General features: G+C 68.1%; 25 protein-coding genes. 15 read left to right on the forward strand and 10 right to left on the reverse strand.

Annotated elements, in window-relative coordinates:
* Positions 1-4: 4 nt before the first annotated feature.
* The 3 genes from H3H37_RS23910 to H3H37_RS23920 form a co-directional block, all read right to left on the reverse strand.
* Complete coding sequence (locus H3H37_RS23910; RefSeq protein ID WP_182167238.1) at positions 5-802, reverse strand: sulfite exporter TauE/SafE family protein; 798 nt, start codon at positions 800-802, stop codon at positions 5-7.
* A gap of 112 nt (positions 803-914) precedes the next feature.
* Positions 915-2,585: a bifunctional protein tyrosine phosphatase family protein/NAD(P)/FAD-dependent oxidoreductase gene (locus H3H37_RS23915; RefSeq protein WP_182167240.1), complete on the reverse strand. Its 1,671-nt coding sequence runs from the start codon at positions 2,583-2,585 to the stop codon at positions 915-917.
* A gap of 37 nt (positions 2,586-2,622) precedes the next feature.
* On the reverse strand, positions 2,623-3,507 hold the full coding sequence (locus tag H3H37_RS23920; RefSeq protein ID WP_182167242.1) for an MBL fold metallo-hydrolase: 885 nt from the start codon (positions 3,505-3,507) through the stop codon (positions 2,623-2,625).
* 306 nt (positions 3,508-3,813) lie between these two features.
* Between H3H37_RS23920 and H3H37_RS23925 the strand changes: the two genes are divergently transcribed.
* On the forward strand, positions 3,814-5,175 hold the full coding sequence (locus H3H37_RS23925) for a sigma-54 interaction domain-containing protein (RefSeq protein ID WP_220456553.1): 1,362 nt from the start codon (positions 3,814-3,816) through the stop codon (positions 5,173-5,175).
* A 45-nt stretch (positions 5,176-5,220) separates the two neighbouring features.
* On the opposite strand, the gene pstS is transcribed toward H3H37_RS23925, so the two are convergent.
* The gene (gene pstS, locus H3H37_RS23930; RefSeq protein ID WP_182167246.1) at positions 5,221-6,264 is read right to left on the reverse strand and encodes a phosphate ABC transporter substrate-binding protein PstS; all 1,044 of its coding nucleotides are present in this window, start codon (positions 6,262-6,264) and stop codon (positions 5,221-5,223) included.
* A 288-nt stretch (positions 6,265-6,552) separates the two neighbouring features.
* On the opposite strand from pstS, the gene pal reads away from it, so the two are divergent.
* The 8 genes from pal (at position 6,553) to H3H37_RS23970 (ending at position 14,050) form a co-directional block, all read left to right on the forward strand.
* Positions 6,553-7,077, forward strand: coding sequence for a peptidoglycan-associated lipoprotein Pal (pal, locus tag H3H37_RS23935; RefSeq protein ID WP_229219016.1), 525 nt, complete (start codon positions 6,553-6,555; stop codon positions 7,075-7,077).
* A 169-nt stretch (positions 7,078-7,246) separates the two neighbouring features.
* Positions 7,247-7,909, forward strand: coding sequence for a response regulator (locus H3H37_RS23940; RefSeq protein ID WP_182167247.1), 663 nt, complete (start codon positions 7,247-7,249; stop codon positions 7,907-7,909).
* Positions 7,906-9,213, forward strand: a complete 1,308-nt coding sequence (locus H3H37_RS23945) for an ATP-binding protein (protein WP_182167249.1) — start codon at positions 7,906-7,908, stop codon at positions 9,211-9,213. The genes H3H37_RS23940 and H3H37_RS23945 overlap by 4 nt, the downstream gene beginning before the upstream one ends.
* Positions 9,210-10,919 carry a ClcB-like voltage-gated chloride channel protein gene (locus H3H37_RS23950; protein ID WP_182167251.1) on the forward strand — a complete coding sequence of 570 codons (1,710 nt, stop codon included), beginning with the start codon at positions 9,210-9,212 and terminating at the stop codon, positions 10,917-10,919. Before H3H37_RS23945 ends, H3H37_RS23950 begins: the two co-directional genes overlap by 4 nt.
* A 189-nt stretch (positions 10,920-11,108) precedes the next feature.
* Complete coding sequence (locus tag H3H37_RS23955) at positions 11,109-11,582, forward strand: VOC family protein (RefSeq protein WP_182167253.1); 474 nt, start codon at positions 11,109-11,111, stop codon at positions 11,580-11,582.
* A 15-nt stretch (positions 11,583-11,597) separates the two neighbouring features.
* Positions 11,598-12,020, forward strand: coding sequence for a YciI family protein (locus H3H37_RS23960; protein ID WP_182167255.1), 423 nt, complete (start codon positions 11,598-11,600; stop codon positions 12,018-12,020).
* Between the two features lie 15 nt (positions 12,021-12,035).
* Positions 12,036-12,767 (forward strand): YciI family protein, encoded by a 732-nt coding sequence (locus H3H37_RS23965; protein WP_182167257.1) that lies wholly within the window; start codon positions 12,036-12,038, stop codon positions 12,765-12,767.
* Positions 12,767-14,050 (forward strand): RNA polymerase sigma factor, encoded by a 1,284-nt coding sequence (locus H3H37_RS23970; protein ID WP_182167259.1) that lies wholly within the window; start codon positions 12,767-12,769, stop codon positions 14,048-14,050. The genes H3H37_RS23965 and H3H37_RS23970 overlap by 1 nt, the downstream gene beginning before the upstream one ends.
* Before the next feature lie 188 nt (positions 14,051-14,238).
* Here the strand turns inward: H3H37_RS23970 and H3H37_RS23975 are convergent, their stop codons facing one another.
* Complete coding sequence (locus H3H37_RS23975) at positions 14,239-15,117, reverse strand: LysR family transcriptional regulator (RefSeq protein WP_182167261.1); 879 nt, start codon at positions 15,115-15,117, stop codon at positions 14,239-14,241.
* Between the two features lie 111 nt (positions 15,118-15,228).
* On the opposite strand from H3H37_RS23975, the gene H3H37_RS23980 reads away from it, so the two are divergent.
* The 4 genes from H3H37_RS23980 (at position 15,229) to H3H37_RS25670 (ending at position 21,171) form a co-directional block, all read left to right on the forward strand.
* On the forward strand, positions 15,229-16,206 hold the full coding sequence (locus H3H37_RS23980) for an aldo/keto reductase (protein WP_182167263.1): 978 nt from the start codon (positions 15,229-15,231) through the stop codon (positions 16,204-16,206).
* Between the two features lie 157 nt (positions 16,207-16,363).
* A complete protein-coding gene (locus H3H37_RS23985) occupies positions 16,364-17,149 on the forward strand; it encodes a helicase-related protein (protein ID WP_182167265.1) in 786 nt (261 codons plus the stop codon).
* 215 nt (positions 17,150-17,364) lie between these two features.
* Positions 17,365-17,727: a KGG domain-containing protein gene (locus H3H37_RS23990; protein ID WP_182167267.1), complete on the forward strand. Its 363-nt coding sequence runs from the start codon at positions 17,365-17,367 to the stop codon at positions 17,725-17,727.
* A gap of 246 nt (positions 17,728-17,973) precedes the next feature.
* On the forward strand, positions 17,974-21,171 hold the full coding sequence (locus tag H3H37_RS25670) for a patatin-like phospholipase family protein (RefSeq protein WP_220456550.1): 3,198 nt from the start codon (positions 17,974-17,976) through the stop codon (positions 21,169-21,171).
* A gap of 62 nt (positions 21,172-21,233) precedes the next feature.
* Here the strand turns inward: H3H37_RS25670 and H3H37_RS24000 are convergent, their stop codons facing one another.
* The 5 genes from H3H37_RS24000 to H3H37_RS24020 form a co-directional block, all read right to left on the reverse strand.
* Positions 21,234-21,536, reverse strand: coding sequence for a helix-turn-helix domain-containing protein (locus H3H37_RS24000; RefSeq protein WP_182167269.1), 303 nt, complete (start codon positions 21,534-21,536; stop codon positions 21,234-21,236).
* Positions 21,520-21,903: a type II toxin-antitoxin system RelE/ParE family toxin gene (locus H3H37_RS24005; protein ID WP_182167286.1), complete on the reverse strand. Its 384-nt coding sequence runs from the start codon at positions 21,901-21,903 to the stop codon at positions 21,520-21,522. The genes H3H37_RS24000 and H3H37_RS24005 overlap by 17 nt, the downstream gene beginning before the upstream one ends.
* A 171-nt stretch (positions 21,904-22,074) precedes the next feature.
* The gene (locus tag H3H37_RS24010; RefSeq protein WP_182167293.1) at positions 22,075-22,875 is read right to left on the reverse strand and encodes a Crp/Fnr family transcriptional regulator; all 801 of its coding nucleotides are present in this window, start codon (positions 22,873-22,875) and stop codon (positions 22,075-22,077) included.
* A 398-nt stretch (positions 22,876-23,273) separates the two neighbouring features.
* On the reverse strand, positions 23,274-23,918 hold the full coding sequence (locus H3H37_RS24015; RefSeq protein ID WP_182167271.1) for a response regulator: 645 nt from the start codon (positions 23,916-23,918) through the stop codon (positions 23,274-23,276).
* A 173-nt stretch (positions 23,919-24,091) separates the two neighbouring features.
* Positions 24,092-24,565, reverse strand: a complete 474-nt coding sequence (locus H3H37_RS24020) for a universal stress protein (protein WP_182167274.1) — start codon at positions 24,563-24,565, stop codon at positions 24,092-24,094.
* A gap of 463 nt (positions 24,566-25,028) precedes the next feature.
* Between H3H37_RS24020 and H3H37_RS24025 the strand changes: the two genes are divergently transcribed.
* Both H3H37_RS24025 and H3H37_RS24030 read left to right on the forward strand, forming a co-directional pair.
* Complete coding sequence (locus H3H37_RS24025) at positions 25,029-25,862, forward strand: protein phosphatase CheZ (protein ID WP_182167276.1); 834 nt, start codon at positions 25,029-25,031, stop codon at positions 25,860-25,862.
* Positions 25,862-26,389: Hpt domain-containing protein (locus tag H3H37_RS24030; RefSeq protein ID WP_182167278.1), on the forward strand; the 528-nt coding region annotated here is incomplete at its 3' end. The genes H3H37_RS24025 and H3H37_RS24030, both read left to right, overlap by 1 nt.

Consider the following 26,389-nt stretch of genomic DNA (forward strand, 5'->3'; position numbering starts at 1 on the left):
CGGATCAGCCCGCCGCCTTGACGATCATGGCCACTGCCACGGCGGCCGACAGCAGCGCGAATCCGCGTTGCAGCACCGGGCCGGCTAAGCGCGCGGCCAAGGCGCGGCCGCCCAGCATGCCGACCACGGCGCCGGCCGAGAAGGGCAGGGCGACAGCCCATTGCAGGTGGCCAGCCACGGCGCTGGCGGTCACGCCCGAGATCGACACGAGCGCGATCACGGCCAGTGAGGTCGCCACCACCGACTGCATGCGCAAGTCCGTGTAGCGCTGCAGCGCCGGCACCATCACGAAGCCACCGCCCACGCCCAGCAGGCCGGACAAGGTACCGGCCACCATGCCTGTCATCGTCAGTGCGCGGGCGCATGGCGCGGTCCAGATCAGGCGGCCGCGCATGGCGTCCGTCTGGCACGAGGGCGGGAGCGTATGGTGTTCGGGCGACGCGGCGGAAGGCAGCGTGCGGCGGTAGCCGCGCCACGCCACGTACAGCAGGATCAGCGCGAACGCGATGCTGAGCGGACGGTTCGGGCTGCGCTGCGCCAGCCACAGGCCGGCCGGGGCGCACACGATGCCGGCGCCGGCCATCAGCGTGGCGGCGCGGTAGCGCACGGTGCCCGCCTTCAGTCCCAGCACCGCGCCCAGCGCGGCGGCAAGGCCCACGGCCAGCAGGCCTACCGGGCCGGCTTGCGCCATGCTCAGGTGGGCGCCGAACACCAGCGCCGGCACGGCCAGGATGCCGCCGCCGGCGCCCGTCAGCGCCAGGATGATGCCGATGCCCAGGCCCAGCAGCAAGGTGGTCAGCATGGGGCCTCCCAGCGTCCACGGCGGGCAGGGGCGTGCGCGCGGGCGGCGCGGCGCGCCGCGATGCCTGCGGTACGGTTGCCGCAACCAGTCAGGTATTGCAGGAGGTGCGCGCTCATCGGTCGGTCAACTCCGGCGTGGCCAGCCACTCGCGTCCCTTGAGCATGCCTTTCCAGTACAGCGGCGGCATGATCCGTTCCTTGAGCAGCCATGCCAGACGCGACGGACGGGTGCCGTCGATCAGCCAGCGCGGGAAGCTCGGCGCCACCTTGCCGCCATAGGTGAACTCGGCCAGCACGATCTTGCCCCGCTCCACCGTCAGCGGGCAGGAGCCGTAGCCGTCATACTGGGCCACGCCGTTTTCCTTGCCCATCGCATTGAGCAGGTTGTGCGCCACCACCGGCGCCTGCTTGCGGGCGGCGGCGGCCGTCTTGGCGTTGGTGGTGTTGGCCGCGTCGCCCAGGCCGTAGACATTGGGGTAGCGCTTGTGGCGCAGCGTGCCGGGATCGACTTCGACCCAGCCGGCCGCGTCGGCCAGCGGGCTCACGCGCACGAAATCGGGCGCGATCTGCGGCGGCACGGCGTGCAGCATGTCGAACTCGCGCGTGATGACTTCCTTGCTGCCGTCGGCGCGCACGCGGGTGAACGTGGCGCGCTTGGCCGGCCCGTCCACGGCCGTCAGCGTTTCGCCCAGGCGCAGGTGGATGTCGTACTGCTGCACGTATTCCATCAGGGCCGGCACGTAGTCGGCCACGCCGAACAGGGCCGCGCCGGCGCTGCAGAAGTTGATGTCGATGTTGTTCAGACGGCCCTCGCGGCGCCAGTAGTCGGCCGCCAGGTACATCGCCTTCTGCGGCGCCCCGGCGCACTTGATCGGCATGGGCGGCTGGGTGAACAGGGCGCGGCCGCCGCGCAGCAACTGGATCTGCTGCCAGGTGTAGGGCGCCAGGTGGTACAGGTAATTGGACGTGACGCCGTTGCGGCCCAGCGTGTCGGCCAGGCCGTCCACGCCCGCCCAGTTCAGCTTCAGGCCGGGGCACACCACCAGGTGCTGGTAGCGCACCACGCGGCAACCGTCCAGGATCACCGCGTTGCGCTCCGGTTCGAACGCGGCCACGGCAGCCTTGATCCAGTGCACGCCGCGCGGAATGGTGGAGGCCATGGTGCGGGCCGTGGAGGCGGCGTCGAACACGCCGGCGCCCACCAGGGTCCAGCCGGGCTGGTAGTAATGGACGTCGGCCGGGTCGATAATGGCCACGTCCAGATCGGGCGCGCGCGCCAGCAGGCTGGCGGCCGTGGCGATGCCGGCCGCGCCGCCGCCGATGATGACCACGGCGTGTTCCGCTTCCGCCACCTCGACCGGGGTGCGGCCATGGTTGGCGATGCGGCGCACCACGCCTTTCAGGTCATAGCCGGCGGCTGCGGCGGCAGCCAGCAACTGGGGCAGCGGCTGGCTGGCCGATTGCGACAGCGCCCACATGGTGGTCGAGCGCATGCCCGTGCGGCAGTAGGCCAGCACCGGCTTGGGCACGCTGGCCAGCAACTGGCCGAAGGCGATGCCCTGTTCGTCGCTCACCTTGCCCGATTCGGCCGGCAGGTAATGGGCTTCGATGCCATGCTCGCGCGCGGCCTGGGCGATCTGGGCGAACACGGGCTGGTCGCCCGCCTCGCCATCGGGGCGGTTGCAGATGATGGTGCGGAAGCCTTCGCGCGCCAGTTGCGCCACGTCGGCGGGCTGGATCTGGGGCGCGACGGCAAGGCCGGGCGCCAACTGTTGTTTGGTCATGGGGTTGTCTCCGTGCTGTACTTGGCCTTGACGCGCATCACAGCGCGTTCAGGGGAATCTTCAGGTAGCGCATGCCGTTGTCTTCCGGCTCGGGGAAGTGGCCGGCCCGCATGTTGACCTGCACCGACGGCAGCAGCAGCGCCGGCATGTCCAGCGTGGCGTCGCGCGCGCTGCGCATGGCGACGAATTCGTCCTCGCTGATGCCGTTGCGCACGTGGATGTTCAGTTCGCGCTGGTCGGCCACGGTGCTGATGAACTGCACTTCACGGCCGCCCGGCTTGTAGTCGTGGCACATGTAGAGCAGGGTGTCGGCCGGCATGCTGAGCACGCGGTTGATCGAGTGGTACAGGGTGCGCGCGTCGCCGCCGGGGAAGTCGCAACGGGCCGTGCCATAGTCGGGCATGAACAGCGTGTCGCCCACGAACACGCCGGTCTGGCGGCCGTCCGTGACCACGTAGCTCATGCAGGCCGGCGTGTGGCCGGGCGTGTGCAGGGCGCGGCATTGCAGGCCGCCCACGTCGAACGTGTCGCCATCCGCGAACAGGTGGTCGAACTGGCTGCCGTCGCGGCGCATGTCGCTGCCCGCGTTGAACAGTTTGCCGAACACTTGCTGCACCGTCGTCACTTGCTTGCCGATGCCGATCTGGCCGCCCAGTTGCTGCTGCAGGTAGGGCGCGGCCGACAGGTGGTCGGCGTGCACGTGGGTCTCCAGTATCCATTGCACGGTTGCGCCCAGTTCGCGCACGCGTTCGATCAGGCGGTCGGCCGAGTGGGTCGAGGTGCGCCCGGACTTATGGTCATAATCGAGCACGCTGTCGACCAGCGCGCATTGCTTGCTGGCGCTGTCGAGCAGCAGGTAGCTGACAGTCGAGGTGGCGGGGTCGAAAAAGCCTTCGACTTGCAACTGGGCGGTGGTGGACATGGCCGGTCTCCTTGTTAAATGATACGGAACTAAGGGCAATTTGCATGCCAAGCGTTTATTTAGTGCAAGTGCGGGCGATAAGTCATTGATTCAAATCAAGGAAAACATGATGCACGATGACGGCCCGGCGCCCTGCCTGGCGCTGCCTGGAACGTGATTGGCAGTCCTTTTGGCAGTAAATGGCAGAGATTTGGCAGTGATTCGGCGGTGGCGTGGCAGTGTTTGACTTTCTGTGGCACAGTAGCGTCATTGCCAGGAGTTGCCATGCATCCCATCGTCCCGACCATCCCCGTCCTCGCCGACCACATGCCCAACGTGCCCCAGGTGCAGGCCCTGGTGTCGTTCCTCCAGCACGAGGCCCAGCCCATGATCGTGCTCGACCCCGACTACAACATCCTGGCCGCCAACATCGCCTACCAGCGCCAGTTCGGCAGCGTGGACGCGCCCTACCTGGGCCAGAAGTGCTACCGCATCTCGCACCACTACGATGTGCCGTGCGACCAGGCTGGCGAACATTGCCCGATGCGCCAAGCGCGCCTGTCGCGCGGGCCGGACCGCGTGCTGCACATCCACCACACGCCGCGCGGGCCGGAACACGTGGAAGTGGAGCTGCGCCCCATCCTCGATGCGCATGGCGAGATCGCTGCCTACGTGGAGCGCCTGACCCTGGTGCGCAGCGCCTCGGCCCGTCCCAGCGGCGCGGGGCTGGTGGGGCGCTCGGCCGCATTCAACGCGGCGCTGGCGGCGCTGCAGCGGGTGGCGCCGTCCATGCTGCCGGTGCTGCTGCTGGGCGAGTCGGGCACCGGCAAGGAGTTGTTCGCGCGCGCCGTGCACGAGGCCAGCGACCGCGCCAGCGGGCCGTTCGTGGTGGTCGATTGCTCGGGCCTGACGGAGACGCTGTTCGAGAGCGAATTGTTTGGCCACGAGAAGGGTGCGTTCACGGGCGCCACCGCCCGCAAGCAGGGGCTGGTGGAAACGGCGCAGGGCGGCACGCTGTTCCTCGACGAGATAGGCGATGTGCCGCTGGCCATGCAGGTCAAGCTGTTGCGGCTGATCGAATCGGGCACCTACCGCCGGGTGGGCGGCATCGACACCCAGCACGCCAATTTCCGGCTGGTGGCGGCCACCCACAAGCCGTTGCGGCAGATGATGGCGCAAGGGCTGTTCCGCCCCGACCTGTATTACCGCATCAGCGCCTTCCCGATCCGCTTGCCGGCGCTGCGCGAGCGGCGCGACGACATTCCGCTGCTGGTGCATTCCTTCCTGCAGCGCGCCGTGCCGGGCCAGCCGCGCCTGACGATCGAGCCCGATGCGCTGGAAGCGCTGCAACGGCACGACTGGCCGGGCAATATCCGCGAGCTGCGCAACGTGCTGGAGCGGGCGCGCCTGTTCGCGGACGACGGCAAGATCCGGGCGGCCCATCTGCCGCACTGGGACGAACCGGCGACGGAGCTGGCGATGCTGCCGGCGGCCAGCGGCGCGCCAGCGCAGCCGGCGCTGGCACTGCCGTCCCCGGCCGGCGCCACTGCCATTGCCGACGTCGATGATGCTGCGGCATTTGCGCGCGCCGTGGCGGCTTTTCGCGGCACGCGCGCCGAACTGGCGGCCCACCTGGGCCTGAGCGAGCGCACCTTGTACCGGCGCCTGAAAGCGCAAGGGCTGGCCTGAACCAAGTCCAGGCCAGCCCTTGCCGGCGTTACTGCGCGATGTCGATTACCAGATGGCCTTGGCGGTGCTGTCCTTGATCTGCAACTTCCATGCGCCTTCGATCAGCTTCACGACCGGTGCTGGCATGGGGATGTAATCGAGTTCGGTGGCCATGCCGGCGCCGTTGTTGTAGGCCCAGTCGATGAACTTCAGCACTTCCTTGCCCTTGGCCGCGTCGGCCTGGGTCTTGTGCATCAGCACGAAGGTGGCGCCCGTGATCGGCCAGGCGGCCTTACCTGGCTGGTTGGTCACGACCACGGCGAAGCCGGGGGTCTTGGCCCAGTCGGCGCCCGAGGCGGCGGCCTTGAAGGTCTCATCGGTCGGCTGCACGAACTGGCCATCCTTGTTCTTGAGCTGGGTGTAGCCCATCTTGTTCTTCTTGGCGTAGGCGAATTCCACGTAGCCGATCGAACCCTTGATGCGCTGCACGTTGGCGGCCACGCCTTCGTTGCCCTTGCCGCCCACGCCCACTGGCCACTTGACTGCCGTGCCGGCGCCCACGGTGGACTTGAATTCAGCGTCGACCTTGGACAGGTAGTCGGTGAACAGGAAGGAGGTGCCCGAACCGTCAGCGCGGTGCACCACGGTGATGTCGTCGGCTGGCAGCTTGACGCCCGGGTTCAGGCCGGCGATCTGGCTGTCATTCCACTTGGTGATCTTGCCCAGGTAGATATTGGCCAGCACCTGGCCGTTCAGTTTCAGCTGGCCCGGGGCCACGCCTTCCAGGTTGACCACGGCCACCACGCCGCCCATGATGACGGGGAACTGGATCAGGCCTTCCTTGTCCAGTTCTTCGGCCGACAGCGGCATGTCGGAGGCGCCGAAGTCGACGGTCTTGGCCTTGATCTGCTTGATGCCGGCGCCCGAACCGATGGACTGGTAGTTCAGGCCATTGCCGCTGATTTGCTTGTACGCTTCGGCCCATTTGGCCGCGATCGGGTACACGAAGGTCGAGCCGGCGCCGGTCATGTCGGCGGCCGAAGCGGAGGACAGGGCAACGGTCGCGCCGATGATGGCGGTCATGGTCTTCAGTACGGTGTTGATGTGCATGGTAAGTCCTCTACGGAACGGGGTGGAAAGCGCCGAATTCTAGGCAACGTTTGTGACAAAGGCATGACAATCGGCCATGGCGACCCCGGTGCATGAAAAAAAACACGGTCTGTGGAGAAATCGTGCTCTGCGGCAAGAAAATTAAGTGGGAGTTAAGTTGGGCTGGGCATAATGACGGCGCCGTGGTATAGCCACATTGCGGGCTGCAAGTCGCCGGCGGCACAATAGAAGCCCACAAGGCCATGCTTTGAGGCGTATCGGACGTAATCCAACACCAAGCAAAACTAGATGACCACTCCCATGAAAAATATCCTGACGTGCGCCGCTGCCGCCGCGCTGCTCGGCGCTTGCGCCACCACTCCTCCTCCAGCCGCACCGGCCGCTCCCGTGGCCGCAGCGCAGCCGGCGCCTGCCAAGCCAGTGGCCGCCGTGGTCGCGCCAGCGCCCGTGCTGCCACCGTACAAGGACCCTAGCAACATCCTGTACAAGGAACGCAGCGTGTTCTTCGACTTCGACAACTACACCGTCAAGCCTGTCTACAACACGGCCCTGACCGCGCACGGCAAGTTCCTGTCCACCGCCGCCGACATCAAGGTGCGCGTGGAAGGCAATTCTGACGAACGCGGCAGCGCCGAATACAACCTGGCCCTGGGCCAGAAGCGCGCTGAAGCCGTGAAGAAGGTGCTGGTGGTGCAGGGCGCCAAGGAAGCCCAGGTCGAGGCGGTCAGCTTCGGCAAGGAAAAGCCCAAGGCCGAAGGCCACAACGAAGCCGCCTGGTCGCAGAACCGCCGCGCCGACATCGTGTATCCTTGATGTCGCAGTAGCGCGCGGCCGCCAACGGGCGCGCGCTAGGAAGTCACAGTGAGGTCACAGCCTGACTGGGCCTCCCTGCCACACCGCCGGGTTCCCGCCCCCGGCACGCGCGCGCGTGCCGGGAACGGCGTGGACCCGGCTTTTTTCATGTCGAAGGAGCCGGCCGGCCATGCAAGTGCTGTTGATTGAAGACGATGCCCTGATCGGCGAAAGCGTGCGCCAGGCGCTCGTGAGCGAGGATATCGACGTCGAATGGCGGCGCGACGGCGCCGGGGCGGAACAACTGCTCGACAGCGGCGCCTACGACGCCGTGCTGCTCGACCTGTCTCTGCCCAGCCGCGACGGCCTGGACGTGCTGCAGGCGCTGCGCGCGGCGCGCCACGACGTGCCAGTGCTGATCCTGACCGCGCGCGACACCGTCGCCGACCGCGTGCAGGGCCTGAACGCGGGCGCCGACGATTACCTGGTCAAGCCATTCGACTGCGACGAATTGCTGGCGCGCGTGCGGGCCCTGGTGCGGCGCGCGCGCGGCCGCCAGCAACTGGCCTACCAGCACAACGGGCTGGCGCTGGACACCGATGCGCGCCAGGCCACGCTGGACGGCCAGAGCGTGGCGCTGTCGGCCAAGGAATGGGCCATCATTGACCTGCTGGTGTCGCGCCCCGGCATGATCTACTCGCGTGCCAAGATCGAGCTGGCGCTGTACGGCAGCGTGGCCGACGTCGACAGCAACGTGGTGGAAGTGCACATCCACAGCCTGCGCCGCAAGTTGGGGACGGACGCCATCATCAACGTGCGCGGCCTCGGCTACATGGTGCCGAAATCCACATGAACGGCATCCGCAGCCGGTTGCTGTTGTTGCTGGGCGTGCTGATCGTGGCCGCCAGCGGCATCCAGTTCGCCGCCACCTTCAGCGCCTCGCTGGCGCAGACCAACCGCCTGTTCGACGCCCAACTGCTGCGCATCGCCGTCACGCTGGGCCAGATGCAGGGCCAGGTGCCGGAAGCCTACCGCGAATACCCGCTCGAATACGACCTCGTGATCCAGCGCTGGCGGCACGACGAGATGACCGTCTACCAGCAGCGCGAACACCGCGAACTGCCGCGCCGGGCGGCGCTCGGCTATTCCACCGTCTCCATGGCCAACGGCGAATGGCGCATCTACGCGGCCGCCTTCGAGGGCGGGCTGGTGCAGGTGGCGCAGAAAATGTCGGCGCGGCGCCAGGAAGCGATCGCGCTGGCCATCAATACCTTGTGGCCTATCCTGTTGACGGCCGTGGTGCTGCCGGCCGCCATGTGGTGGCTGGTGTCGGTGGCGCTGCGCCCGCTGGCCGCCGTGCAGCAGCAGATCGCCCAGCGCGACGCCAACGCGCTGGAGCAGGTGGATTGCTCGCGCGCGCCGCGCGAGATCATGCCGCTGATCGACGCCATCAACGAATTGCTGCGCAAGGTGCGCGACGCCATCGCCTCGCAGCGCCAGTTCGTGGCCGACGCGGCCCACGAATTGCGTTCGCCGCTGACGGTGCTGCAGGTGCAGATCCAGATGCTGGGCCGCAGCCAGCCCGAGGCGGCCCGCAAGGCCTCGCTGGCGGCGCTGGGCGGCGCCATCGCGCGCAGCAGCCGCATGGTGGAACAGTTGCTGGGACTGGCCCGCCAGGACGCGCTGAGCCAGGCCAACGCCGGCGAGGCCAGCGTGGACCTGGTGCAGTACGCCAGCGCCGCCATCGCCGAGGTGGCGCCGTTCGCCAGCGGCAAGGGGGTGGAGCTGAGCTTCCTCGACGCCTCGCCGGTGGCCGTGCGGGCCGACGCCGACAGCCTGATGATCCTGCTGCGCAACCTGCTCGACAACGCGGTGCGTTACACGCCGCCCCACGGCGCCGTCACCATCGGCGTGGAGCGGCGCGGCACGCAGGGCGTGCTGACCATCGCCGATTCCGGCCCCGGCATCCCGCCGGCCGACCTGGCGCGCGTGACGGACCGCTTCTACCGCGTGCCCGGCACGACCGAGAACGGCAGCGGCCTGGGGCTGGCCATCGTGCAGGCCGTGGTGACCCACCTGGGCGCGGCGCTGGAGCTGCGCAATTCCGCGCACGGTGGCCTGGTGGTGAAAGTGCTGTTCCGCCCGGCGCCGCCATGAACGGCCCGGCGCGCTGGCGCGATGGCTGGCTGGAACGCCTGCGGCCGCTGGCCGCGCAGCGCACGCTGGCCGTGGCCGGCGTCATTGGCGTGCTGGGTGCGCTGGCCACCATCGGCTTTCGCAGCGCCATCGTGCTGGTGGAGTGGCTGGTGTACGGCGACCGCAGCGGCAGCCTGGTGCACATCGCCACCGGCTTGCCGGGCTGGCAACGGGTGCTGGCGCCGGCCGTGGGCGGGGTGCTGGCCGGGCTGTTGCTGGCGTGGGCCCGGCGCCAGCCCGAGCGTGACAAGGGCGGCGATTACATGGAGGCGGTGGCGCTGGGCAGCGGCGACCTGGGCGCGCGCGCCTCGCTGCTGCGGGCCCTGTCGTCGGCCGCCACCGTGGCCAGCGGCGGCGCCATCGGCCGCGAAGGACCGATGGTGCAGCTGGCCGCCCTGTGCGGCGCGCTGATCGGGCGCTGGCGCAACGTGCCGGTGCCGCGCCGGCGCCTGTACGTGGCCTGCGGCGCGGCGGCCGGCATCGCCACCGCCTACAACGCGCCCATCGCCGGCGCCATGTTCGTGGCCGAGATCGTGCTGCGCTCGCTGGCCATCGAGAGCCTGGGGCCGCTGATCGTGGCGGCCGTGGCGGCCAACGTGGTGGTCGGCTCGCTGACCGATTTCGGCCCGGCCTACCACATGCCGGCCCTGCTGCTCGGCCACGGGGGCGCGACGCTGGCGCTGGCCGCCGTGGGCGTGCTGGCCGGCCTGCTGGCGCCGCCCTACCTGGCGCTGCTGGACGGCGCGCGCGGCCTGTTTGGCCGCTGGCAAGGCCCGTTGTGGTGCAAGCTGGGCGTGGGCGGCCTGCTGGTGGGGCTGCTGTCGCTGGCCCAGCCGGCCGTGTGGGGCAACGGCTACAGTGTCGTCAACGCCATCTTGCAAGGGGGCTGGGTGTGGCAGGCGTTGCTGGCGGTGGTCGCGTTCAAGCTGCTGGCGGTGGCCGCCACCACCGGCTCGGGCGCCGTGGGCGGCATCTTCACGCCCACGCTGTTCACCGGCGCCGTGCTGGGCGCGCTGTGCGGTGGCGCGCTGCACGCCTTGTGGCCCGGCCTGATCCCGGTGCCGGCCGCTGTGGTGGTGGGCATGGGCGCCTTCCTGGCCGCCTGCACCCATGCGCCGCTGATGTCGGTGCTGATGCTGTTTGAGATGACCGAGAGCTACAGCGTGGTGGTGCCGCTGATGGCGGCCTGCGTGCTGGCCTACACCATTTCGCGCGTGCTGCACGCGCGCTCCATCTACGCCACCGGCGCCGGCCATGGCCAGCATGCGCCCATGCTGGCCATGGCGTCCGATCTGCTGTGCCTCGATCCGCCCGTGATCGGCCTTGGCAGCAGCACCGGCGAACTGGCGGCCCTGTTCCAGCGCCGCCGCTGGCAGCACGTGTACGTGGTCGACGGCGAGGGCGTGTTCGCGGGGGCCGTGTCGCTGCACGACTTCGCGCCGCTGCTGGCGGCCGGCGCCGCGCTGGCCGCGCCGTGGCCGGCCGCGCTGCTGCGCGTGGACTACCCGCGTGTGCGCGACACGGCGCCGGCCTGGCAGGTGATGGAGACCTTCGCCACCCACGCCGGCGAACGCCTGCCGGTGCTCGATGGGGCTGGCCATCTGCTCGGTTACCTGACCAAGACCGACCTGGTGTTGCTGTTCCGCGACCCGGTGGCCGGCGGCTGATCCGGTGCCTGGAATGCTGTTTGTCCATGACAAACAAGCCTGTCAAAAAATATTCTTAAAAAATCAAAAAAATCATGTCGATTTGAAGTGTGTTCGCCCGTCGTGGGGGTAGAGTACGAATCTTCCGGCGCGTGCCTGGACCGGACTCCGGATTGTTCTGCTCCCCAACCGACCATCAAGGAGAACATCATGACTGCACCAGTACGTCCCATTCCCGAAGGAATGCACACCATCACCCCCCACCTGTTCTGCGAAGGCGCGGCCGAGGCCATCGCCTTCTACAAGCAGGCGTTCAATGCCGTCGAACTGGGCCGCCTGGACGGCCCGGACGGCAAGATTGTGCACGCCCAGTTGCGCATCGGCGATTCGCCGCTGATGCTGTGCGACGCGGCGCCCCAGTGCGGCGGCTTCGGCCCGCTGGCGCTGAAAGGTTCGCCCGTCACCATCCACCTGTACGTGAACGACGTCGACGCCACCTTCGCCCAGGCCGTGAAGGCCGGCGCCACGGTCCGGATGCCGGTGGCCGACATGTTCTGGGGCGACCGCTACGGCGCGCTGACCGATCCGTTCGGCCACCACTGGTCGGTCGCCACCCACAAGCAGGAGCTGAGTTCGGAGCAGATCAAGGATGGCATGGCCAAGATGATGCAACAGGCATCCTGAGCGGAGGAGTGCGACATGCGATTCATGATCATCGTCAAAGCGACGGCCGATTCCGAAGCCGGCAAGATGCCCAGCCGGGAACTGCTGACCGAGATGGGCAAGTACAACGAACAGCTGATTAACGCCGGCGTGCTGCTGGCGGGCGAAGGGCTGCACCCGAGCGCGCGCGGCGCGCGCGTGAAGTTCGAAGGCAGCAAGCGCACCGTGGTCGACGGGCCGTTCGCGGAGACCAAGGAGCTGATCGCCGGCTTCTGGCTGATCCAGGTTAAGTCCAAAGAGGAGGCCATCGAATGGGTGCGGCGCTGTCCCAATCCGTTCGAGTGCGATTCCGAGATCGAAATCCGCCAGGTGTTCGAGATGGAGGATTTCGGTGACGCGGCCACGCCGGAACTGTGCGCGCAGGAGGAACGCATGCGCGCCCAGCTGGCGCAGGCCTGACGGGACGGCGCCATCATGGCTTACATGGTGATGCGCCGCTGCGGCGGCGACGGCGCGACGCCGTCGGGCGCGCCGTTGCCGGTGCCCGGCATCACGCTGCGCGACGGCGCCGATGCGGTGCGCCTGCTGCGCCGCAACGGCCAGTGGCGGGTGGAAGCGGGCCCGTTCCCGCCGGCCGAACTGGTGGACGCGTTCGCGCTGCTGGAGGCGGCCTCGCTGCCGGAGGCCATCGCCCAGGTGCGGGCGTGGCCGGGCGGTGACGACGCGACCGTCTACGAGCTGCGCGAAGCCGGCTGCGCCGGCGGTTGCGCGGGCTTCGACGAGCGCGGCACGGTGGGCGGCAACGTGCCGCGCCGCGATCCGGCGCTGACCCGTTATGTGTTCTTCATCCGCGCCGATGATGTGCTGGAGCAGGACCTGGTGCCGCCGCCCGAGGTCATCGCCGCGATGAACCGGCACAACGAGCAGGGTGTGCGCGACGGCGTGCTGCTGGCCGGCGAGGGTTTGAAGTCCAGCGCACGCGGCGCGCGGGTGCGGCTGGCCGCCGGCGCCAGCACGGTGGTCGACGGCCCGTTCACGGAAGTGAAGGAGCTGATCGCCGGCTACTGGATGCTGCAGGCCGGCTCGCCGGAGGCGGCGCTCGATTGCATGCGCCGCTATCCCTACCCTGGCGACGGCGACGTGACGCTGGAAATGCACCGGGTGCGCGAGCCAGCGGCGGCGCCGGGCGGGCCGCCGGAGCGCTGATGACGGCGGCGGTGGCGCGGGTGGTGGAGGCGGTGTGGCGGATCGAATCGGCCCGCATCATCGCCGCCGTCGCCCGCATGCTGCGCGATGTGGGCACGGCCGAGGAGCTGGCCCAGGATGCCCTGGTGAGCGCGCTGGAACGGTGGCCCGAAACGGGGATCCCCGACAATCCGGCCGCGTGGCTGATGACGGTGGCCAGGCACCGCGCGCTGGACGTGCTGCGCCAGCGCCAGCTGCATCAGACCAAACAAAACCAGATCAGCTACGAAATCGAAGGCGTGCTGCAGGACGCCGCGCCCGACTTGGAGGCGGACGTGGCGCGTGCGCTGGAGGACGATATCGGCGACGACGTGCTGCGGCTGGTGTTCGTGGCCTGCCATCCGGTGCTGCCCATGGATGGCCGGGTGGCGCTCACGCTGCGCATGCTCGGTGGCCTGGGCACGGGCGAGATAGCGCGTGCTTTCCTGGTGCCCGAGGCGACGGTGGCGCAGCGCATCGTGCGCGCCAAGCGCACGTTGGCCGAGGCGCGCGTGCCGTTCGAGGTGCCGCGCGCGCACGAACTGGTGGCGCGGCTGGCGGCCGTGCTGCAAGTGCTCTACCTGATCTACAACGAAGGCTACACGGCCAGCGCCGGCGCCGACTGGATGCGGCCGGCCCTGTGCGACGAGGCGCTGCGGCTGGGCCGCATCCTGGCCGAACTGGTGCCGCGTGAGGCGGAAGTGCACGGGCTGGTGGCGCTGATGGAAATCCAGTCCTCGCGCGCCCGCGCCCGGGTGGGGCCGGACGGCGCGCCCGTGCTGCTGCTGGAACAGGATCGCGCGCGCTGGGACCAGTTGCTGATCCGGCGCGGGCTGGCGGCGCTGGAGCGGGCCGGCGCCACCGGGCAGGGATTGGGGCCGTACGGCGTACAGGCCGCCATCGCCGCCTGCCACGCGCGGGCGCGCACGGCGGCCGATACGGATTGGGGCCGCATCGCCGCGTTGTACGACGCGCTGTCGCAACTGGCGCCGTCGCCGGTCGTGGAGCTGAACCGGGCGGTGGCGCTGAGCATGGCGTTCGGGCCGGCGCTGGGGCTGGAGGTGGTCGATGGTCTGCTCGACGAACCGGCGCTGCGCCACTACCACCTGCTGCCCAGCGTGCGCGGCGATCTGCTGGGCAAGCTGGGGCGCCATGCCGAAGCACGCGAGGAATTCGAGCGGGCCGCCGCGCTGGCGCAGAATACGCGCGAACGCGATCTGCTGCTGGCGCGGGCCGCTGCGGCCGGCGCCGCGTCGCTGCGTTGATTGTGCCGCCGTTGGGACGCGCGCGGCGTGGGCCGGGACGCGGGAGAGGGCAGGGGCGTGCACGGGCTGCAAGCGCGGCAATGGCGGCAATGGCGGGCGGCAGGTGAGGGCGGCAAGTGCGGCAAGGGCGTGCAACGGCGTTCAAGGGCGGTAACGGCGCGCCAGAATGTGCGCCTGACAGCGACCTCTTAGGCTAATGTGCGGCGCGCTAGGTCGGCCAGCATATCGGCGGCGGGGTGGCCGGGCGCCGTCACCAGGCCCAGCCCTGCCGCCAGTTCCTCGCCCTCGGCCAGCTTTCGGTATGCCACCCCGCGCCGGCGCAAGGCCGCGAACGAGGCGGGCAGCAGGGCAATGCCTTTGCCGGCCGCCACGTCGCTGAGCAGCACGTGGTGGTCGTGCGGCTCGCGCACGAACGGCGGTGCGAACTGGTGGCGTTTGAACACGGCGTGGCAGTGGTCGAAGAAGGCGGGCTGGCGCGCTCGCTCGAACCAGTACACGGGCTCGCTGGCCAGATCCGCCAGCGTCACGCTGCGGCGCCGCGCCAGCGGGTGGGCGCTGGACAGGGCGGCCAGCATTGGCTGCCGTCCCAGCGTCAGCACGGCCAGTTCGCGGGTGGCCGTGGGCAGCGCGATCACGGCCGCGTCCAGCCGGCCGGCGCGCACGCCGGCCACCAGTTGCGGCGAGGTGGCGAACACTGGATCCAGCGGCCCGCCCTGCGCGGCCGCAAGTGCCTCCGTGAACGGCCGGAACAGGTCCGCTTCCATCGATGATGTCAGGCCCAGCCGCACCCGCATGGGGGCGGGATGGTCGCGCATGGCCAGTTCGGCCGCGTCCAGCATGGCCAGGATGCGCTGGGCCATGGGCAGCAACTGGCGGCCGGCCGGGGTGAGGGTCACGTGCCGGGTGTCGCGCTCGAACAGTTGCGTGGCCAGCCGCGATTCCAGTTGGCGGATGGCGCGGCTCAGTGGCGGCTGGGTCATGTGCAGTTGCTCGGCCGCCTGGCGGAAGTTCAGGCAGGTGGCGACGGCGACGAACACTTCCAGGGCATGGCTGTCGAGTTTTCTCATGTCGGTTTCCGGTCTCGGCATTGATACCCAAAAGGTATCACTAATTTGGACATTCCTCCAGCCCGGGGCGGCGGCTAGACTGGCCTGCATCAACCACGGGAGGAGAGCGACATGCAACAACGTAAGATCGGTGAATTGACGGTATCGGCGCTGGGCCTGGGCTGCATGGGCATGTCCGAGTTCTACGGCGCCACGGACGACGCGCAGTCGCTGGCCACGCTGGAGGCGGCCTGGGAGGCCGGCGTGACGCTGTACGACACGGCCGACGCCTATGGCTTCGGCCACAACGAACAATTGCTGGGTCGCTTCCTGCGCGGCAAGCACGGGCGCGCCCATGTGGCCACCAAGTGCGGCCTGGTGCGCGCGCCGGGCCAGTACGCGCGCCGGATCGACAACTCGGCCGCCTACATCCGACAAGCCTGCGAGGCGTCGCTGGCGCGGCTGGGCGTCGAGCATATCGACCTTTACTATCTGCACCGGCTCGATCTGGCGCAGACGCCGCTGGAGGAATCGATGGGTGCGCTGGCCGAACTGGCGCGGGCCGGCAAGATCGGCGCCGTCGGCCTGTGCGAAGTGTCGGCCGCCACCTTGCGCCGCGCGGCGGCCCTGCATCCGGTGGCGGCCGTGCAGAGCGAGTACTCGCTGTGGACGCGCGACCCGGAGCAGGGCGTGCTGGATGCCTGCCGCGCTGTGGGGGCGGCGTTCTGCGCCTACAGCCCGCTGGGCCGGGGCTTCCTGACGGGCGCGTTCGCCGGCACGCATGACGGCGCCGATTTCCGCAGTTTCAATCCGCGCTTCGCCGCAGACAATCTGCGTAGCAACCAGCGCATCGTGGATTGCGTGCGGGAACTGGCGGCCGGCAAGGGCTGCACCCCGGCCCAGCTGGCGCTGGCCTGGCTGCTGGCGCAGGGCGACCACATTGTGCCCATACCCGGCACCAAGCGTATCGCCTACCTGCGCGACAACCTGGGCGCGCTGGACGTGCAACTGGATGCGGCGGACTGCGCCCGCATTGCGGCGGCATTGCCGCCTGGCATAGCCAGCGGGGCGCGTTACAGCGAGGCCGGCATGGCCGGGCTGGATGCCTGAGTCCGGTGCTCGGCGTATTCCTAGCCACCCCGGTGATGATCTGATCCCACACCGGGGTCGTATCCGATAGCGTGTCACAAGCGAGCCGTTTACCCTGTGGGCTGAACTTCGCCCCATGCAGGGCGCGGTCGGTCGCGGATCACACATCGGGGGGCGTATGGGGCGCAGAAAAAGACGGGCCAGCGGCCAGGGTGATACCAGCGCCGCGCAAGGCGGGCCGCTGGCGCAGGTGCGCGAGCCAGCGTCCGATGGCGGCCTGTACCGGCCGAACCTGCGCTACCGGGTGCTGCGCTTTGCGGGGCCGGAAGCCCGTTATGCGACCGCGTTGCGGCTGGCCCGCGACACGCCCGGCGCCGGCATCATCCACGTCGACAGCATGGCCACGGCCGAACGCCTGTGCCGCCAGTTGCGCGACGCCGGCGACAGCGCCTGCAGTTACCACGGCAAGCTGCCCCCGGCCACGCGCCGCTTGCGGCTGCACCAGTTCCGCCAGGGCGCGCGGCGCGTGATGGTGGCCACGCCGGCCTTTGGCGGCGGCATGGACCGCCGCGATATCCGCTTCGTGATCCACCTGCGCGTGCCCGCCACCTTGCAAGCCTATTACCGCGATTCGTGCCGGGCCGGCCGTGACGGGCTGCCGGCGCAGTGCACGCTGCTGGCGCCGCCGCAGGGCGGCCTGGGCGAGGCCGCGTCGCTGGCCGCCTATCTGCGCGGGGGCGCCTGCCGCTGGCGGCTGCTGCTGGCCGGCTTGGGCGCGGACGGCGACGAGTGGGATGGCTGCGGCCAATGCGACCATTGCGGCGGCGGCGCACCGGCGCCGGTGCCGGTCCACCCGCGACTGGATCTGGCTGCGCTGCTGACGGTGGCGGGGGAGCGCGTGCTGTTCGAATTTACCGACGACAGCAGCAAGACTTTCATGGCGGAATTTGTGCAGGCGCGCTGAGGCTAAGAGATGCTCTCGACAACACAGATACCGGCCGCCGGATTTCTCCTACATTCACACTTGAGCATGTCCTATGCCCGCCCGCTGGGCCTTGCACTACCATGAATGCTCCTCTCACCGGCCGCCGGGCCAGCCAGTCACAGCGCAGGCCCGGTCTCCGTGGGGAGGTTGGATTTCCACTCATCTGAAAGGATGCACGACATCAGGAGAAGATTATGGCCACCTCAAATCAGGATAACCCAGGCAGCAAACAAGGCAGTCAGGGCGGTAGCAAACAAAGCGATACCAGCAAGCGTGGTTTCGCCTCGATGGACCCGGATCAGCAGCGCGAAATCGCCAGCGAAGGCGGTCGGGCGGCCCATGAAAAAGGCACGGCACACGAATTCACCTCGGAAGAGGCACGCCGGGCTGGCAGCATGAGCCACAAGAATGACCAGGGCAGCAAGCAAAGCAGCACCACCGGCAGCGGCTCGCGCAGCGGCACCAGCGGCAGCAGCAACCAGGGCTCGCGCGACGAGAACGAGCGCAACGAGCGTAGCGGCAGCCGTAGTGGCGGCAGCACCGGCAGCAAGACCTGAGCCGTCCACGGGCCGGCTGAACGCTGACCCGGCCTAGTGAAAAAAAGGAATCCGCAAGCGTGCTTGTGGATTCCTTTTTTGCATGCCGGCCTGCTTGTGCGCTTGCTTGTTTGCGGGCTCGGCGCGGCGACGGCGGCGCCAGTGAGATTGTGTGTATTTCCTTGCCGCCTCACGGCCTATAGTGCAAGGAGGGGCACCTCCACCGCCAGGCCGGTCGCGCGTGCCGCCGCGCCGAGGGAGTATGCCATGCCGCCTGTAGCCTCCGCCGCGCCGCCAGACGAGTTGCGGCAGAACCTGATCCGCAAGCTCGATAGCCTCGGCTATGGCGCCAGCGACGATTTCGCGCAGGCAATGGCGCGCTTTCGCCGCGATGAACATCTGCAACAGACCGACGATCCGTGGCCGCGCCTGAACGCGCGCGCCGGCACCGTGTTCAGCGAAGTGTTCCAGTTCGAGCTTGATGCGCGGGACGGCGACCTTGGCGGCGCGCGTCCGGCCCGGCTGTCCGAGGTCTACCGGCGCGCCCAGCGCCGCAAGCTGGCCGGGTTGGCCTTTTCCGGCGGCGGCATCCGCAGCGCCACCTTCAACCTGGGCGTGCTGCAGGCGCTGGCCGAGCTGCGGTTGCTGCGCGACTTTGATTACCTGTCCACCGTTTCCGGCGGCGGCTACATCGGCGGCTGGCTGTCGCGCTGGATCAAGGAGCTGGGCGGCAACGTGGCGGCCGTGGAGGAGGCGCTGGCGCCGTCCGGCGCCGCTGTCGCCGGCGCACCACCGGGCGCGCCCGGCGCACCCGGCGCACCCCGCAGCGAACCGATCCCGGTGCAGTTCCTGCGCCAGTACAGCCACTACCTGACGCCGTCCAGCGGCATGTTCAGCGCCGACACCTGGACCCTGATCTGCACCTACGCGCGCAACACGCTGCTCAACCTGGGTCTGCTGACGGCGTGGCTGGCGGCCCTGTTCCTGCTGCCGCGCCTGTTGACGGCCGTGGTGGCGCACGAGATGGTGGCGCCGGGCCGCACGACGGCGCCGTGCGCCGTCGGCCTGTTCCTGCTGGCCGTGTATTTCATGGCGCTCAGCATTTCGCGCAAGGGCCGGCCGCCGCCGGGCAGCTGGCTGCCGCAGAATCAGGGCGATGTGCTGATCTGCATCTGCCTGCCACTGATGGTGTCGGCCTTGCTGGGCAGCCTGGCCGTGTGGCAGTACCATGCGCGGCTGATCGCGTTCTGGGACGACTTGCCGGCCGGGCTGGCGCATACGCCTTACACCTGGCTGCTGTTGCCCGGCGTGGTGTATTTCCTGGTGTGGGTGGCCGGCTGGGGCACGGCCCAATGGCTGAACTACCGGGCCGCGCAGCTGGAACCCTACGGCGAGACGGAACCGGTGGCCAAGGTGCTGCTGGAAGGACTGGGCCACCTGCTGTGCGCCATCGGTGCGCTGGGCGTGGCCACCATGCTGCTGCTGAAGACGCTGTCGATGGCGCATCGGGCCGGGCCGTTGCCGGTGGACGCCGTGCAACTGACCAGCCTGGGCCTGCCGCTGCTGCTGGCCCTGTTCGGCGTGACCATCACGCTGATGATAGGCCTGATCGGCCGCATGTACCGCGACCCCAGCCGCGAGTGGTGGGCACGCCAGGGCGCGTGGACCTTCATCTTCTGCCTGGCCTGGCTGGCCCTGTTCCTGTTCGCGTTCTACCTGCCGCCGCTGCTGGACTGGGGCTTCACCCAGTATTGGCGCACCAGCAGCGCGGGCGCGGCGCTGACCACGCTGGTCACGCTGGTCGGGCTCAAGTCCAGCAGCGGCGGGGCCACGGGCAAGCCCGGCGCGCCCACCCGGCTGGAACTGGTGGCCAAGGTGGCGCCGTATGCGTTCACGCTGGTGATCGTGGGCGTGCTGACCACGTGGCTGCAATACCTGGTGGCGCCGGCCCAGGTGCAGCGGGCCGCCAGCGCGCCGCTGTGGGCTTATTACAACGCCTATTTCGCCGCCACCACAGGCGCCGACGAAGGCCATGTGCTGGCGCTGCTGGCCACCTTCACCGTGGTGGCGTTGGTGCTGGGCTGGCGGGTCGATATCAACAAGTTTTCGCTGTACATGATGTACCGCATGCGGCTGGTGCGCGCCTATTTCGGGGCCAGCAATCCGCGCCGCAGTCCCCATCCGTTCACCGGTTTCGACCCGGCCGACGATCCGCCGCTGCACACCTTGTTGCGCAAGGCCGACCCGGCCGCGCCGGCGCCGCTGCAACGGCCCTACCACCTGATCAACGCGGCGCTCAACATGGTCAACGGCCAGGAGCTGGCCTGGCAGACGCGCAAGGCGGCCGCGTTCTGCCTGTCGCCGGCCTATTGCGGCTACGACATGCCGGCCATGCCCTCGCCGGACCGGCGCACGCCGGGCGCGCACCGGGGCTGCTACCGGCCCAGCGCCGACTATGCGGCGCGCCCGTCGCTATTCCGCGACGACGACGCCATCGTCAAGCTGGGTATGGCGGTGGCCGTGTCGGGCGCGGCGGCCAGCCCCAACATGGGCTATCACTCGTCGCCGCCGCTGACCTTCCTGATGACGCTGTTCAACCTGCGGCTGGGGCGCTGGTCGCCCAACCCCATCAAGGAAAAGCACTGGCAAAGCGCCTCGCCGCGCATCGGCCTGTTCAGCATCCTGGCCGAGCTGTTCGGCCTGACCGACACCAATGCCGATTTCCTCTACCTGTCCGACGGCGGCCATTTCGAGAACCTGGGGCTGTACGAGCTGGTGCGGCGGCGCTGCCGTCTGGTGGTGGCCGTGGACGCCAGCTGCGATGAGAAATTTGTGTTCGAGGACCTGGGCAACGCGATTCGCAAGTGCTACACGGACCTGCACGTGCCCATCGTGCTCGACGCGCGCCGCATCGTGCCGCAGGCGGGCGGCGGGGCGCTGGGCGGCGCCAGCTTCGTGACGGGCCACATCCAGTACCGGGCTGCCGATGGCCGGGGCCAGGATGGGGTGCTCCTGTACATCAAGCCGGCCATCACGGGCGCCGAGAACGCGGATGTGCTCAACTACAGCAAGACCCATCCCGAGTTTCCCCACCAGTCCACGGCCGACCAGTGGTTCGACGAGGACCAGTTCGAAAGCTACCGCACGCTCGGTTGCCAGATCGCGCGCGGCGCGCTGGCGGCAGCGGCCGAGGGCGCCGCCGTGCGCGATGCCGATGGCGCCGTGCTGGGGCACCGGATCGGCCGGCTGGCGCTGTTGCTGTCGCGCCAGGGCAAGCCGGCCGCGCCGGCGCCGTCGCAGCCGGACCAGCCGCGCCGCCCGTTCATCGAGCGGCGCCGTTCGCAACATGGCACGGCCCGTGGCGCGCCGCAGGCGTTGCCGGCCATGGTGCGGCGCTTGCGCATGCCGCCGGCGGCCGGGGTAAGGGTGCGGCGCCGACAGCCTGCGCCGCCGGTGCTGCATTGAGCGTCGGGAATGGGAAATGTCGGCAGTTAAGCCAGGAGGCTTGTGGAGCCGGGGCGAGCCCGTCAAATGATGGCCTGCAGGCCTTTGTCGGCGATGATGTTTAACAGTTTGAGTGCCGGCCCCGTGGGTTGGGTGTCGCCTTGCTCCCATTTGCGCACGGTCGAGGCCGACGTGTGCAAATGCAGCGCGAACACTGGCTGGCTGAATTTCAAGGCTTCGCGCAGGCGTTTGATGTCGGCCGCGCTGAACGCCCGCACCGGCGGCGGGCAGATTGTGTCGAATTCGCGCATCGTCACCTTGCTGATCGCTCCTGTTGCGCGGAGTGCTGCCAGGTCGCCGCGCAGGGATTCAATGATCTTGCTCACAATGCACCTCCAATAACACGCCCGATTGCAGCGCCTTCGACAAATCCTCGCTGGACAATTCCAGAAACACTTTCCCGGCGAATTGCAACGCCTTTCTTTCGTCCTGCGTGATGTTTGCCTTGTGGCTCTTGGGGAACCCATGCAGGAACACGTAGCGGCGACCAATCCGGGCCGCCAGCAGCGTGCGGTAACCACCGCTTTTGCCGCTGCCGGGGCGCGCAACCCGCTTCTTGTAGAGAAATCCGCCCAGGTCCGCGTCGATCAGACCGCTTTCCATCTCTTGAACCGCCTTGCACAAGGCAGCATCGGCCAGCCTTTCGCCGGCCTGCCATCGTGCGAAGCCCGCCCGCTTGAGGACGCGTGTCATTCTGATTTTAAAAATATACCCGAAACGGGTATGTTTTGCCAGTGCCTGGCCCGACACATGCATCTAGGCCCCGTCCCGCGAACTGCCGGGTCGGCATCATGGCAAAAACAAAAAAGGCCCGGCGCGGGCCGGGCCAAGCTGGGTGCAGCAAGGGTGCTCAGCAAGCAGTGTTCAGACGGACGCCACCAGCTGCGCGGGGGCGGCTGGCTCGGCGCCGGCCTTGCTCTTGGCCGTGGACTGCTGGCGGGCCCGCGCGCGCGACGGCGGCAGGCGGCGCAAGGTCTTCAGCGCTTCCGCGTCCTTGATGCCGATGGTGCGCTGGTCGACGCTGATCAGGCCGATCTCGTTGAAGGCCGACAAGGTGCGGCTTACCGTTTCCAGCGTCAGGCCCAGGTAGCTGCCGATCTCGTGGCGCGTCATGCGCAGGTTGAACAGTTTGCTGGAATAGCCCATCTGGGCGAAGCGCTCGGCCAGCGAGACGAGGAAGCGGGCCACGCGCGCTTCGGCCGACAGGGCGCCCAGCATGCCGATCATGGCTTGCTCGCGCACCAGTTCGCGGCTCATCACGCCGTACATCATGTTTTCCAGCTCCAGGTGGATGCGGCCCAGCGCCGTCAGCTTCTTGAACGGCAGCAGGATCAGGTCGCAGTCGGACAGGGCCACTGCCTCGGACGAGTAGTGGCGCGTGTGGATGCCGTCCACGCCCAGCATGTCGCCCTTCATGGGGAAGCTCAGCACTTGCTCATTGCCGAATTCGTCGATCAGCACCGTCTTGAGGAAGCCGGAATTGACGATGTAGAGCGTGTCGAAGGGCTGGCCGATGGTGTGGATGCGCTGGCCAGTCTTGAACTGCACGTGCTGGAACAGCAATTCCTCGGTGGCGATGGTGCAGGCAGCCGGAATATGGAGCAGGTCGCATACTTCCTTGAGGTTCGACCAGAGCCGCCCCTGGCGTTGCCGTCCTGCCTCCATGGACGGGGAGGGGACGGTCGCGGTGGTGGCCGGACGGGTTACGGACGCTTGCGTGGACAGCATGTTCATCTCCTGGTTTCTGAAAAGGCGGTTCGGTGGCGCTGGAAGCGCCGCGCATACGGCGCGGCTCCGGGCCGTCTGCCACGCGCGCAGGGATGAGGCGCGCCCGAAGCCGGCTGATCTTGTTCTGGCTTGTCCTGCCTGGCGCGCCGTGGTGTCCGGAGAACCGAAATGGCCGCGAAGCAAAACAATCGTATGGTTTCAGTATGCCAACGGGGGACGGTGATGAATATCGGTAAGTGCTGAATATGCGCGTAGGAGGCGGCGCGAGAATGTAGGAGTCTTCCTAATGGCCCCGGTCGCCGCTGCGGCGCCGGGCGATGGGGCGAGGTGAGCGGTCAGGTCTTGAACGGCGATAACAGGCGGTGCGCCACGGCATATTGCACCATTTCCGACAGCGAATTCATGCCCATCTTCTGCATGATGCGGGTCTTGTGGGTGCTGACGGTCTTGACGCTCAGGTGCAGGCCGTTGGCGATCTCCGTGATCGATTTGCCGGCCACCAGCAGCGAGAACACTTCGAATTCGCGGTCCGACAGTTGTTTGTGCAGCAGCGTCTCGCTGGGCATCATGATGTTGAGCGCCAGTTGCTCGGCCACTTCGGTGCTGATGTAGGGCCGGCCCGAGGCCACCTTGCGGATCGCGCCCACCAGCTGGGTGCCGGCGCTTTCCTTGGTCAGGTAGCCCTGGGCGCCGGCGCGGATGGCGCGCACCGCGTATTGCTCCTCCTCGTGCATGGTGAGGATCAGGATCGCCACCTTGGGCGCTTCGCTGCGGATCTGGCGGATCAGGTCCACGCCACTGCGACCGGGCATGGACAAATCCAGCAGCAGCAAATCGAAGCCGCCCTGGCGCACGTGGTTGAGCACTTCGAAGCCGTCGATCGCCTCGCCCACGATGTCGATGTCCGGCGCACCGTCGAGGATGCGCTTGAGACCCTCGCGCATGATGGTGTGGTCGTCAGCAATGACAATTCGTATCATAGGTCGGTCTGGATGATGCCTGTCGGCATGGGTTTATTGTTCTTAATGGGAAAAAGCATGCCCTGGCGCTTGCGGCGCGCCGGTCATACTACCCCAAATCAGGCAGCCATGCTTTTTACTTAATGTTGTCACGCGGTTGCCATCCAGGTGGCCGCCCCGTGGCCGGGGCCGGTTCAGGCCGTGCTGGGCGCCGGTTCCTTGATCAGGCGGTGCACCAGCACCGGGATGCGCGAGTGCGACAGCACCTTGTTGGTGACGCTGCCCAGCAGTAACTGGCCCCAGCCGCTGCGCCCGTGCGAGCCCATGAAGATCAGGTCGCAGCCCTCGCGCGCGGCCACCTCGACGATTTTCAGCGCCGGGCTTTCCGCGAACACGGTCAGGCCCTGGCAGCGCAGGCCGCGCCGCGCGGCCGCGTCGACGATGGGCTGCACGTGCTGCTGGCCGGCGCGCTGCATGGCCGCCATGTATTCCTCCTCGCTGGGATAGCTGGGGGGGATGATCTCCACGTAGATCGGATACTGGTATTCGGGCGCCACGAACAGGGCCAGGATGTCGGCGCCCATCTGCTCGGCGAAATCGACCCCGGCGCAGGCCGTCTTACTCGACACGGTGGAACCGTCGGTCGTAATCAAGATCTTGCGGTACATGGCAGTCCTCCTCTCGGTGCGCAATGCCGGCCGCGCCACTGGCAAACTGCAACTGCCCAGCGCGCCAGTTTAATTGTAGTCCTGATTCACATTATTGTTAGCATGGAAAGTCTTGATATGTATCAATAAGTACACTGGTGCTTGCTGTTAATGCAAGGTGAAGCCGGCATTTTTTGCACGTGGGCACTTGTTTTATGGTCGCCGCCATACCGGGGCGAACTTTCCAATGTTAGTATCTGCAAATACAACAGTAAACGTGGCCGATGACCGTGCGCGGCGGGTGAGCCGGCTGGCTTTCCGGCCCCGGAGATTGAATAATCCGGCGTCGCCCTGCTACACTCGCGTAAGCGCGTTATATTGCCGGGCGTCATCACTCTCGAGCCTGCCTGCGGATGGGGCGGCGCGCGGGGTGAACAAGCAAGTGAAGGGCAGCAATTTTACAAATTATGGAGAAGCAGGGATTATGACCAACGCCGCTGATGATTTCGACGCACTATTTGATGAAGTGTCTGCCCAAAGCAAGAGTGCGGCGCCTGCCCCAGCGCCCGCTCCAGCGCCGGCCGCGGCCGAAGATGACCTGGAAAGCCTGTTCGAGCAGGTAGCGGCGGCCCGTCCGCCCGATGTGGTGGCCGAAGCGCCAGCCCCGACGCCGGCCCTGGCCGCTGCCGCGGCAGCGGTGGCCGAGGTTCCCGATGGCGACAAGCCGGCCATGTTCGAACGCCTGGGCGGCATCGTACGCCTGCTGCACGATTCGTTGCGCGAACTGGGTTATGACAAGGCGCTGACGGAGGCCTCGTCGCAGATCGTCGACGCCCAGGACCGACTCGAATACGTGGCCTCGCTGACCGAGCAGGCCGCCAACAAGGTGCTCAACACGCTGGACGAGGGCATGCCGGCCCAGGACGTGCTGTCCAAGCAATCGAAGGACATGGAGAACCGCTGGAACGATCTGTTCGCGGGCAAGCTCAGCCTGGACCAGTTCAAGGTGCTGGCCGGCGACTCCAAGGCCTTCGCGCAAGCCGTATCGGAAGCCACCGAGGCGGAAAAAGCCCGCCTGCTGGAAATCATGATGGCCCAGGACTTCCAGGACATCACGGGCCAGCTGATCAAGAAGGTGGTGACCATCACCAAAACGGTGGAGAACGAGTTGGCGCAGCTGCTGCGCGACAACGCGCCGGCCGACGTGCGCGAGAAACTGGCGCAAAAAGAAGTGTCTCTGATGCAAGGCCCATCGGCTCCGTCGGTGGCGCTGAATCAGGATAGTGTCGACGACCTGCTTGCTGACCTGGGATTCTAATGGACGATATGCTCAAGGATTTCGTCGTCGAGGCGATGGATCTGGCTGTCAATGTGGAAGAACATCTGTTGCGCCTCGAACGCGACCCGGAAAACAAGGAAACCCTGAACGCGGTGTTCCGCTCGTTCCACACCATCAAGGGTGGGGCCGGCTTCATGAACCTGCCGGCGCTGGTGGCGGCCTGCCACCTGACGGAAAACCTGTTTGACGCGCTGCGCACCGGCGCCGCGCCCGTCACGCCGCTGGCCATCGAGGCCGCGCTGCAGGCGTCCGGCTTTGTGGCCGACCAGCTGGCCGAATTGTCGAACGGGGCCGAACCGGACACGCTGCCGGCCATGCCGGGCGACCTGGAAGCCATCCTCAAGGATGCCATCGAAGGCAAGGGCGACGCGCCCAAGGCCGCCGCCAAGCCGGCCGCCGCGCCAGCGCCTGCCGCCGCAGCCCCCGCCGCCGCAGTAGCAGCGCCGGCCGCCGCGCCGGCCGCCGTCTCCGACGATGGCCTGGACTGGGAAGGCATGTATATGTCG

This window comes from Rugamonas brunnea (assembly GCF_014042345.1).
Taxonomy (GTDB): domain Bacteria; phylum Pseudomonadota; class Gammaproteobacteria; order Burkholderiales; family Burkholderiaceae_D; genus Rugamonas; species Rugamonas brunnea.